General features: G+C 58.4%; 8 protein-coding genes. All 8 read left to right on the forward strand.

The features are described from left to right. Nucleotides 1-2,270, forward strand: a 2,270-nt coding sequence (bamA, locus tag ACIP1X_RS25875; RefSeq protein WP_400755694.1) for an outer membrane protein assembly factor BamA, incomplete at its 5' end; no start/stop codon positions are given. A gap of 45 nt (nucleotides 2,271-2,315) precedes the next feature. Then, nucleotides 2,316-2,819, forward strand: a complete 504-nt coding sequence (locus ACIP1X_RS25880; RefSeq protein ID WP_042557882.1) for an OmpH family outer membrane protein — start codon at nucleotides 2,316-2,318, stop codon at nucleotides 2,817-2,819. Between the two features lie 3 nt (nucleotides 2,820-2,822). Next, complete coding sequence (lpxD, locus tag ACIP1X_RS25885) at nucleotides 2,823-3,878, forward strand: UDP-3-O-(3-hydroxymyristoyl)glucosamine N-acyltransferase (RefSeq protein WP_400755695.1); 1,056 nt, start codon at nucleotides 2,823-2,825, stop codon at nucleotides 3,876-3,878. 106 nt (nucleotides 3,879-3,984) lie between these two features. Continuing rightward, nucleotides 3,985-4,425 carry a 3-hydroxyacyl-ACP dehydratase FabZ gene (gene fabZ / locus ACIP1X_RS25890; protein ID WP_053117635.1) on the forward strand — a complete coding sequence of 147 codons (441 nt, stop codon included), beginning with the start codon at nucleotides 3,985-3,987 and terminating at the stop codon, nucleotides 4,423-4,425. Beyond that, the gene (lpxA, locus tag ACIP1X_RS25895; RefSeq protein WP_159813095.1) at nucleotides 4,422-5,198 is read left to right on the forward strand and encodes an acyl-ACP--UDP-N-acetylglucosamine O-acyltransferase; all 777 of its coding nucleotides are present in this window, start codon (nucleotides 4,422-4,424) and stop codon (nucleotides 5,196-5,198) included. The genes fabZ and lpxA overlap by 4 nt, the downstream gene beginning before the upstream one ends. Nucleotides 5,199-5,200: 2 nt before the next feature. After that, the gene (lpxB, locus tag ACIP1X_RS25900) at nucleotides 5,201-6,331 is read left to right on the forward strand and encodes a lipid-A-disaccharide synthase (protein WP_212545335.1); all 1,131 of its coding nucleotides are present in this window, start codon (nucleotides 5,201-5,203) and stop codon (nucleotides 6,329-6,331) included. Between the two features lie 11 nt (nucleotides 6,332-6,342). After that, a complete protein-coding gene (rnhB, locus tag ACIP1X_RS25905) occupies nucleotides 6,343-6,969 on the forward strand; it encodes a ribonuclease HII (protein ID WP_159813170.1) in 627 nt (208 codons plus the stop codon). A gap of 76 nt (nucleotides 6,970-7,045) precedes the next feature. Then, complete coding sequence (gene dnaE, locus ACIP1X_RS25910) at nucleotides 7,046-10,567, forward strand: DNA polymerase III subunit alpha (RefSeq protein ID WP_400755696.1); 3,522 nt, start codon at nucleotides 7,046-7,048, stop codon at nucleotides 10,565-10,567. Nucleotides 10,568-10,772 lie beyond the last annotated feature (205 nt).

The raw sequence follows: 10,772 nt of genomic DNA on the forward strand, positions 1-10,772 counted from the left end.
GGGTCTCCGCGGGTAGTGTCTTTGGTGCCTTGCCGTTGAACGTCGGCGAGCAGGCGGATGATCGTCGCCTGGTGGAATCCACTCGTGCGTTGTTCAAAACCGGTTTCTTTCAAGATATCCAGCTGGGCCGCGAAGGCAACGTACTGGTAATCACGGTCGTTGAACGTCCGTCGGTCGCCAGTATCGAGATCGAAGGCAACAAGGCGATCTCCACCGAAGACTTGATGAAAGGCCTCAAGCAATCCGGTCTGTCCGAAGGCGAGATCTTCCAGCGTGCCACCCTCGAAGGTGTGCGTAACGAACTGCAGCGTCAGTACGTTGCTCAGGGTCGCTACTCGGCCACCGTTGATACCGAAGTGGTTTCGCAGCCACGTAACCGTGTTGGTCTGAAAGTGAAGATCAACGAAGGCACCGTGGCGGCCATTCAGCACATCAACGTGGTAGGCAACACGGTTTTCCCTGAGGACGACCTGACCGACCTGTTCGAGCTGAAAACCACCAACTGGCTGTCGTTTTTCAAGAACGATGACAAGTACGCCCGTGAAAAGCTTTCCGGTGACCTGGAGCGTCTGCGTTCCTATTACCTGGACCGCGGCTATATCAACATGGATATCGCTTCGACCCAGGTGTCCATCACCCCGGACAAGAAGCACGTCTACATCACCGTTAACGTCACCGAAGGCGAGAAGTACACCGTTCGTGACGTCAAACTCAGCGGTGACCTGAAAGTCCCTGAAGACCAGGTCAAATCGCTGTTGCTGGTGCAGAAAGGCCAAGTGTTCTCGCGCAAGCTGATGACCACCACCTCCGAACTGATCACTCGTCGTCTGGGTAACGAGGGTTACACCTTCGCCAACGTCAACGGCGTACCGCAGCCACACGATGACGACCACACCGTCGACATCCTGTTTGCTGTCGATCCGGGCAAGCGTGCTTACGTCAACCGCATCAACTTCCGTGGCAACACCAAGTCGGAAGACGAAGTGCTGCGCCGTGAAATGCGTCAGATGGAAGGCGGCTGGGCTTCTACCTACCTGATCGACCAGTCCAAGACCCGTCTTGAACGTCTGGGCTTCTTTAAAGAAGTCAACGTTGAAACCCCGGCTGTGCCAGGTGTCGACGACCAGGTTGACGTGAACTACAGCGTTGAAGAGCAGGCTTCCGGTTCGATCACCGCCAGCGTCGGTTTTGCGCAGAGCGCCGGTCTGATCCTCGGTGGTTCGATCACCCAGAACAACTTCCTCGGCACCGGTAACCGCGTCAGCGTCGGCCTGACCCGAAGCGAATACCAGAGCCGCTATAACTTCGGTTACGTTGACCCGTACTGGACCGCCGATGGCGTGAGCCTGGGTTACAACGCGTTCTATCGCACCACTGACTACGACAAGCTTGACGCTGATATTTCGAGTTATGCGGTAGACAGCCTGGGTGCTGGCGTTAACGTTGGCTACCCGATCAGCGAAACATCGCGTCTGACTTTCGGTCTGTCCGTACAGCAGGATGAGATCAAGACCGGTGATTACACCGTTGACGAGATTTTCGACTTCGTTAACAAGGAAGGCGACAAGTATCTGAACTTCAAGGCGTCCGCCGGCTGGTCCGAGTCGACCTTGAACAAAGGCGTACTGCCGACCCGTGGTCGTTCGCAGAGCCTGACCCTGGAATCGACGATTCCAGGCAGCGACCTGTCGTTCTTCAAGCTTGATTATCGCGGTCAGCTGTTCCAGCCGATCACTGAAAACTACACCATGCGCCTGCACACCGAATTGGGTTATGGCGACGGTTACGGTTCGACTGACGGCTTGCCGTTCTATGAAAACTACTATGCTGGTGGTTTCAACTCGGTTCGTGGCTTCAAGGACAGCACGCTAGGTCCTCGCAGTACGCCAAGTACAGGGGCCAACGGTACTCTGCGCGACCCGGATCAGGATCCACTGCCGTTCGGTGGTAACGTTCTGATCCAGGGTGGTGTTGAAGTGCTGTTCCCGCTGCCATTCGTCAAGGATCAGCGTTCCCTGCGTACTTCGGTATTCTGGGATGTCGGTAACGTGTTCGACTCGCAGTGCAAGGACACCCGGAACTCCGATGGTTCGAAATCCAACACGCAGTGCAACGACATCAGCCTTAGCAACATGGCGAGTTCTGTCGGTGTAGGCGTGACTTGGGTTACCGCGCTGGGTCCTCTGAGCTTCGCGTTGGCCATGCCGATCAAGAAACCGGATGACGCTGAAACTCAAGTGTTCCAATTCTCCCTCGGCCAGACGTTCTAAGCGTCTGACCCAAGATAACGACAATGGATTTTGTAGGAGTGCATCGTGCGTAAGTTGACTCAATTGGTTCTCCTGGCCTCCGTACTGGTGGCAGGCCCGGCTTTCGCCGACATGAAAATCGCTGTTCTGAACTATCAGATGGCTTTGCTGGAATCGGACGCGGCCAAGAAGTACGCCGTTGATGCCGAGAAGAAGTTCGGTCCGCAACTGACCAAACTGAAGACTCTGGAAAGCAGCGCCAAAGGCATTCAGGATCGTCTGATGGCCGGTGGCGACAAAATGCAGCAGGGTGAGCGCGAGCGTCTGGAGCTTGAATTCAAGCAAAAGGCCCGTGACTTCCAGTTCCAGTCCAAAGAATTGAACGAAGCCAAAGCCGTTGCTGACCGCGAAATGCTCAAGCAACTGAAGCCGAAGCTGGATGGCGCAGTGGAAGAAGTCATCAAGAAAGGTGGTTTTGACCTGGTGTTCGAGCGTGGCGCAGTGATCGATGTCAAGCCTCAGTACGACATCACGCGCCAGGTTATCGAGCGCATGAATCAGCTGAAGTAACCCATGACCGTGACTATCAAGCTCGGCCAGTTGGCCGAGTTCCTCGGCGCCACCCTGCGTGGCGACCCGGAGAAGCAAATTACTGGGCTAGCCACTTTGCAAGAGGCTGGCCCAGCTCAGTTGAGCTTTCTGGCAAACCCTCAATACCGCAAATTCCTGGCAGGTTCGCAGGCGGCAGCGCTGTTGCTCAAAGAAGCTGACGCCGAAGGTTTTTCCGGGAATGCACTGGTGGTGCCGGATCCTTATCTGGCCTACGCACGTATTTCGCACCTGTTCGATCCCAAACCAAAAGCTGCGGCGGGTATCCACCCATCGGCAGTGATTGCGGACGACGCGGTGGTTGATCCAACCGCCAGCATCGGCCCGTTCGTGGTGATCGAAGCCGGTGCGCGTATCGCTGCTCAAGTGACCTTGGGCGCACATTGCTTTATCGGTGCGCGCAGTGAAATTGGTGAAGGCGGCTGGCTAGCGCCCCGCGTGACCCTGTATCACGACGTGCGCATCGGCAAACGTGTGGTGATTCAGTCCGGTGCTGTGCTCGGAGGTGAGGGCTTCGGCTTTGCCAACGAGAAGGGCATCTGGCAGAAAATCGCCCAGATTGGTGGCGTGACCATTGGCGACGACGTAGAGATTGGCGTGAATACCGCTATCGACCGCGGCGCGTTGGCCGATACCGTGATCGGTAATGGCGTGAAACTCGACAACCAGATTCAGATTGCGCACAACGTTCAGGTCGGTGATCACACCGCCATGGCCGCGTGTGTCGGGATCTCCGGCAGCACCAAGATCGGCAAGCATTGCATGCTCGCTGGCGGTGTCGGTCTGGTTGGGCACATTGATATTTGCGACAACGTTTTCCTCACCGGGATGACCATGGTGACCCACTCGATTACCGAGCCAGGCGCCTACTCATCCGGTACAGCCATGCAACCGGCGGCCGAATGGCGCAAAAGCGCGGCCCGTATTCGTCAGCTCGATGACATCGCGCGACGTTTGAAACAGCTGGAAAAGCGCGTAGGGGAAGTGACCCCTGACGGCAATGCTTCATCAGATGGCTGATACCATTTCCATATCAAGTGTGCACAGCCTCTAGACTGCCTCCTTGATTTGCTAGAGGAGTGCGCGTCAGTCGCGCTCCCACACTCTCCATCGGCCTCCCCCCGAAATGATGGACATCAACGAGATTCGCGAATACCTGCCTCACCGTTACCCGTTCCTGCTGGTGGATCGGGTGGTGGAACTGGACACTGAAGGCAAGCGCATTCGCGCCTACAAGAATGTCAGCATCAATGAACCGTTCTTTAATGGTCACTTCCCTGCGCATCCAATCATGCCGGGCGTATTGATCATCGAAGCGATGGCTCAGGCTGCCGGGATCCTCGGTTTCAAAATGCTTGATGTGAAGCCTGCCGACGGCACGCTTTACTACTTCGTCGGTTCCGACAAGCTGCGCTTCCGCCAGCCTGTGTTGCCGGGCGACCAACTGATCCTTGAAGCCAAGTTCCTCAGCTGCAAGCGTCAGATCTGGAAATTCGAATGCCAGGCCTCGGTCGACGGCAAGCCGGTCTGCTCTGCTGAGATCATCTGCGCGGAACGCAAACTATGAGTTTGATTGACCCTCGCGCAATCATCGATCCGTCGGCCGTTCTGGCTGACGGCGTCGAGGTCGGCCCGTGGTCGATCGTCGGCGCCGGTGTGGAAATCGGCGAGGGTACTGTGATCGGGCCCCATGTAATTCTCAAAGGCCCGACCCGCATCGGTAAGCACAATCGCATCTACCAGTTTTCTTCGGTAGGCGAGGACACGCCCGATCTGAAATACAAAGGTGAAGAAACCCGTCTGGTGATTGGTGACCATAACGTCATCCGCGAAGGCGTGACCATTCACCGTGGCACCGTTCAGGATCGTTCGGAAACGACGCTGGGCGACCACAACCTGATCATGGCCTATGCCCACATCGGCCACGACAGCGTCATCGGCAACAACTGCATTCTGGTCAACAACACTGCGTTGGCCGGCCATGTACACGTTGATGATTGGGCGATTCTCTCCGGTTTCACCCTCGTACATCAGTATTGCCACATCGGCGCCCACAGCTTTTCCGGTATGGGCACGGCGATCGGCAAGGACGTTCCGGCGTTCGTGACGGTATTCGGCAACCCGGCGGAAGCACGCAGCATGAACTTCGAAGGCATGCGCCGTCGTGGTTTCAGCGAAGACGCGATCCACACACTGCGTCGCGCCTACAAAACCGTCTACCGCCAAGGCCTGACGGTCGAGCAGGCACTGGCTGAGCTGGCTGAACCGGCGGCGCAGTTCCCGGAAGTTGCGATTTTCCGCGACTCGATCCAGTCGTCGACTCGCGGCATCACTCGCTGATCATGGCCAATCTGCGTATTGCGCTGGTGGCGGGTGAGGCTTCCGGCGACATTCTCGGCGCCGGTCTGATGCGCGCCCTCAAGGCGCAGCATCCAGCGGTCGAGTTCATCGGCGTCGGTGGCCCGTTGATGCAGGCCGAAGGCCTGACTTCCTACTTTCCCATGGAACGCTTGTCGGTCATGGGCCTGGTAGAAGTGCTCGGGCGTCTGCGTGAGTTGCTCAAGCGCCGCAAGGAGCTGATCGCCACATTGATCGCCGAGAAGCCGGACGTGTTCATCGGCATCGATGCCCCGGATTTCAACCTCAATATCGAACTGAAGCTGCGTCAGGCCGGTATCAAAACCGTGCATTACGTCAGCCCGTCGGTGTGGGCATGGCGGCAGAAGCGCGTGTTGAAGATTCGCGAAGGCTGCGATCTGATGCTGACGCTGCTGCCATTCGAAGCGAAATTCTATGAAGAGAAAGGCGTACCGGTGCGGTTCGTCGGCCACACGCTGGCCGATGCCATTCCGCTGGAGGCTGATCGTGCTGCCGCGCGTGCCGAGTTGGGCTTGCCTGACGGCCCGCTGGTGGCCTTGATGCCCGGCAGCCGTGGCGGCGAAGTGTCTCGACTTGGTGCGTTGTTCCTCGATACCGCCGAACGTCTGCGTGCCATGCGTCCGGGGCTGCGCTTCGTTATCCCTTGCGCCAATGCCGAGCGTCGCGCGCAGCTTGAAGAGCTGCTCGCCGGCCGCGATCTGCCAGTGACCTTGCTCGACGGCAAATCCCATCTGGCCCTGGCCGCGTGCAACGCCGTGTTGATCGCTTCCGGTACCGCGACCCTTGAAGCGCTGCTGTACAAGCGGCCGATGGTGGTCGCCTATCGCTTGGCACCGCTGACGTTCTGGATTCTCAAGCGCATGGTCAAGAGCCCTTACGTGTCCTTGCCGAACCTGCTCGCCCAGCGTCTGCTGGTGCCAGAGTTGTTGCAGGATGATGCGACGGTCGAAGCGCTGGCCCAGACCTTGTCGCCGCTGATCGAGGGTGGTGAAGAACAGACGCGCGGTTTCGACGAGATCCACCGCACGCTGCGCCGGGATGCCTCCAATCAGGCGGCGGACGCCGTCCTTAACCTGATCGGTCAAAAACAATGAGCAAGACAAGCATGCAGATGGGGCTGGATTTCACCCTGGTCGCCGAAGTCGAAGAACTGGTGGCCGGTGTCGATGAAGTCGGTCGCGGCCCGTTGTGCGGTGCAGTGGTGACGGCGGCGGTGATCCTCGATCCGAACCGGCCGATTCTCGGTCTCAACGACTCGAAGAAGCTCACCGAAGCCAAGCGTGAAAAGCTCTACGACGAAATCATCGAGAAGTCGCTGAGCTGGTGCATTGCCCGCGCCGAAGTCGAAGAAATCGACGAACTGAACATCCTTCACGCGACCATGCTCGCCATGCAGCGCGCGGTCGCTGGCCTGCATATTCAGCCGAAACTGGCGATGATCGACGGCAACCGCTGCCCACACTTGCCGATGCGCGCTGAAGCGGTGGTGCAGGGTGACGGTAAGGTGCCGGCCATTGCTGCCGCGTCGATTCTGGCCAAGGTCAGTCGTGACCGTGAAATGGCTGCGTTTGAATTGATCTACCCGGGTTACGGCATCGGCGGCCATAAAGGCTACCCGACGCCCGTTCATCTGGAAGCCTTGGTACGTCTGGGCCCGACGCCGATTCACCGGCGCTCGTTTGCCCCGGTGCGTCTGGCTTACGAAGCGCTGGAAGGCCTGACGCAGGTTTAGTCGCAAGGCTGATGTTTTGTTCGAGGCCCGGTACAATCCGGGCCTTGTTGTCTCTATGTAACTGGACAGGATCACTATGCCGGCTTCATTCGTTCATCTACGCCTGCACACTGAATACTCGCTGGTCGACGGGCTGGTGCGGATCAAGCCGCTGGTCAAGGCGCTGACCGCCATGAACATGCCGGCGGTCGCGGTCACCGACCAGAACAACATGTGTTCCCTGGTCAAATTCTATAAAAACACCATGGGCGCCGGCATCAAGCCGATCTGCGGCGCCGACCTGTGGCTGTCGAACAAAGATCTGGACGCGCCGCTGAGCCGGCTCAGCCTGTTGGTGATGAACGCCAAGGGCTATCGCAACCTCACCGAGTTGATCTCGCGCGGCTTCATCGAAGGTCAGCGCAACGGCATGATCATCATCGAGCGTGAGTGGGTCGCTGAAGCCAACGAAGGCCTGATCATGCTGTCCGCCGCCAAAGAAGGTGAGATCGGCATGGCCCTGATCAGTGGCAACCCGGCTGAAGCCGAGGCCCTGACGCGCGAATGGATGGCGGTGTTCCCGGATCGCTTCTATCTGGAAATCCAGCGCACCAACCGTCCCAACGATGAAGAACAACTGCACGGCGCCGTGGCGCTGGCCGACAAACTCGGCGCGCCTTTGGTGGCGAGCAACGATGTGCGCTTCATCAAGCAGGAAGACTTCGCCGCCCACGAAACCCGCGTGTGCATTGGTGAGGGCCGCGCCCTCGACGATCCGCGTCGTTCGAAGAATTACAGCGATCAGCAATACCTGAAAAGCGCCGAGGAGATGATCGAGCTGTTCAGCGATATTCCCGACGCGATTGAAAACACCGTCGAGATCGCCAAGCGCTGCAACATCGACGTGAAACTGGGCACGCACTTCCTGCCCAACTTCCCGATCCCCGATGGCATGACCATCGACGAATATTTCCGCAAAGTCTCCTTCGACGGTCTCGAAGAGCGACTGGCGGTGCTGCTGCCCAAGGACACCACCGAAGACTACGAAGCCAAGCGTCAGGTCTATGTAGATCGCTTGAATTTCGAGCTGGATATCATCATCCAGATGGGCTTCCCGGGTTACTTCCTGATCGTTATGGACTTTATCCAGTGGGCCAAGAGCAACGGCGTGCCGGTAGGCCCTGGCCGTGGTTCGGGTGCCGGTTCGCTGGTGGCCTACGTGCAGAAGATCACCGACCTCGATCCGCTGGAATACGACCTGCTGTTCGAACGTTTCCTTAACCCGGAACGGGTCTCGATGCCCGACTTCGACGTCGACTTCTGCATGGACGGTCGTGACCGCGTGATCGACTACGTGGCCGAGAAATACGGGCGCAACGCGGTAAGCCAGATCATCACTTTCGGTTCCATGGCCGCCAAGGCTGTGGTGCGCGACGTGGCGCGGGTGCAGGGCAAGTCTTACGGTTTGGCGGATCGTCTGTCGAAGATGATTCCGTTCGAAGTCGGCATGACTCTGGAAAAAGCCTACGAGCAGGAAGAAATCCTCCGTGACTTCATCAAGGTCGATGAAGAGGCCGCCGAAATCTGGGAGATGGCGCGCAAGCTCGAGGGCGTGGTGCGTAACGTCGGTAAACACGCCGGTGGTGTGGTTATCGCGCCGACCAAGCTGACTGACTTCTCGCCGATCTATTGCGACGAGGCCGGTGACGGTCTGGTAACCCAGTTCGACAAGGACGACGTTGAAGCCGCCGGTCTGGTGAAGTTCGACTTCCTCGGTCTGCGGACGCTGACGGTGATCGACTGGGCGCTGAAGACCATCAACCGCGACCGCGCCAAGGTCGACGAGCCGCCGCTGGACATCGCGTTCATCCCGCTCGACGACAAACCGACTTACACGCTGTTGCAAAAAGCTGAAACCACCGCGGTGTTCCAGCTTGAGTCGCGAGGCATGAAAGAGCTGATCAAAAAGCTCAAGCCCGACTGCCTGGAAGACTTGATCGCACTGGTGGCCCTGTTCCGTCCGGGCCCGCTGCAGTCCGGCATGGTTGATGACTTTATCAACCGTAAGCACGGTCGCGCCGAGCTGGCGTATCCGCACTCCGACTATCAATACGAAGGCCTCAAGCCGGTATTGGCACCGACCTACGGCATCATCCTGTATCAGGAACAGGTGATGCAGATTGCCCAGGTCATGGCCGGTTACACCCTCGGTGGTGCGGACATGCTCCGTCGGGCGATGGGTAAGAAAAAGCCCGAAGAGATGGCCAAGCAGCGCGGCGGTTTTATTGAAGGTTGCAAGACCAACAATATCGAAGCAGACCTCGCCGGTAACATTTTCGACCTGGTGGAAAAATTCGCCGGTTACGGTTTCAACAAGTCTCACTCTGCCGCTTACGGTCTGGTTTCGTACCAGACGGCCTGGCTGAAGACTCACTACCCGGCGCCGTTCATGGCCGCGGTACTGTCGGCGGACATGCACAACACCGACAAGGTCGTGACCTTGATCGAAGAAATTCGCACCATGAAGCTGCGTCTCGACGCGCCGGATGTGAATACTTCGGAATTCAAGTTCACGGTGAACGACGAAGGCCGCATCATTTATGGCCTCGGCGCGATCAAGGGTGTGGGCGAGGGTCCGGTCGAGGCGATCACTGAGGCGCGCGCGGACGGGCCGTTCAAGGATCTGTTCGATTTCTGCGCCCGCGTCGACCTCAAACGCATCAACAAGCGCACCCTCGACGGTTTGATCCGCAGCGGGGCGCTGGATCGTCTCGGCCCGTTCTTCCATGAAGAGCAAAAGGCTTATCAGGCCAACATCGACCGCAACCGTGCGGTGCTGCTGGCGGCGATGGAAGAAGCGATCAAATCCGCCGAGCAGACGGCGCGCACCCACGACAGCGGTCACGCCGACCTGTTTGGCGGCTTGTTCGTCGAGGAAGACGCCGACGTTTACGCGGTGCATCGCAAGGCCAAAGAGCTGACCCTCAAAGAACGCCTCAAGGGTGAAAAAGACACCCTGGGCCTGTACCTGACCGGTCACCCGATCGACGAATACGAAGGTGAGATCCGCCGGTTCGCCCGTCAGCGCATCATCGACCTGAAACCGGCGCGTGACACGCAGACCGTGGCCGGAATGATCATTGCCCTGCGCGTGATGAAGAACAAAAAGGGCGACAAGATGGGCTTCATCACCCTCGACGACCGTTCGGGGCGGATCGAGGCGTCGCTGTTCGCCGATGCGTTCCACTCCGCGCAGTCGCTGTTGCAGACCGACGCGATGGTGGTGGTTGAAGGCGAGGTCAGCAACGATGACTTCTCCGGCGGCCTGCGCCTGCGGGTCAAGCGCGTGATGAGCATGGAAGATGCGCGTACCAACCTCGCCGAGAGCCTGCGCCTGAAGCTGCAAACCCAGGATCTGAAAGGCGATCAGCTACGCTGGTTGGGTGATTTGCTCAAGCGCCATCGCGGCGCGTGCCCGGTGACCATGGAGTACACCAGCCCCGATGCGAAGACCTTGCTGCAGTTTGGCGAGACGTGGCGAATCGACCCGGCGGATGCCTTGATTCAGGCTCTGCGTGACCAGTTCGGGCGAGACAACGTCTTCCTCCAATACCGTTGACCGGCGAGTGCCATCATTGCACTTGCCCGAAACCTGAATTTTTAATCTCGACCTCAGCGCGCCTCTCCCTTAAGGTAGGGCGCGAATAGACAACCGGCCGGCCCAAGCTTATTTGGGACTCGACCCAAGACGGACGCCTATGAACCCGAATTTTCTAGATTTCGAACAGCCGATCGCCGACGTGCAAGCCACGATCGAAGGGTTG

Origin of the sequence: Pseudomonas sp. NPDC088885 (genome assembly GCF_044750025.1) — a bacterium.
In the GTDB taxonomy this organism is placed as follows: domain Bacteria; phylum Pseudomonadota; class Gammaproteobacteria; order Pseudomonadales; family Pseudomonadaceae; genus Aquipseudomonas; species Aquipseudomonas rustica.

Coding starts and splice junctions, on each gene's coding strand:
- lpxD (WP_400755695.1), top strand. CDS start 2,823: ATGACCGTGACTATCAAGCTCGGCCAGTTGGCCGAGTTCCTCGGCGCC.
- fabZ (WP_053117635.1), top strand. CDS start 3,985: ATGATGGACATCAACGAGATTCGCGAATACCTGCCTCACCGTTACCCG.
- lpxA (WP_159813095.1), top strand. CDS start 4,422: ATGAGTTTGATTGACCCTCGCGCAATCATCGATCCGTCGGCCGTTCTG.
- lpxB (WP_212545335.1), top strand. CDS start 5,201: ATGGCCAATCTGCGTATTGCGCTGGTGGCGGGTGAGGCTTCCGGCGAC.
- rnhB (WP_159813170.1), top strand. CDS start 6,343: ATGCAGATGGGGCTGGATTTCACCCTGGTCGCCGAAGTCGAAGAACTG.
- dnaE (WP_400755696.1), top strand. CDS start 7,046: ATGCCGGCTTCATTCGTTCATCTACGCCTGCACACTGAATACTCGCTG.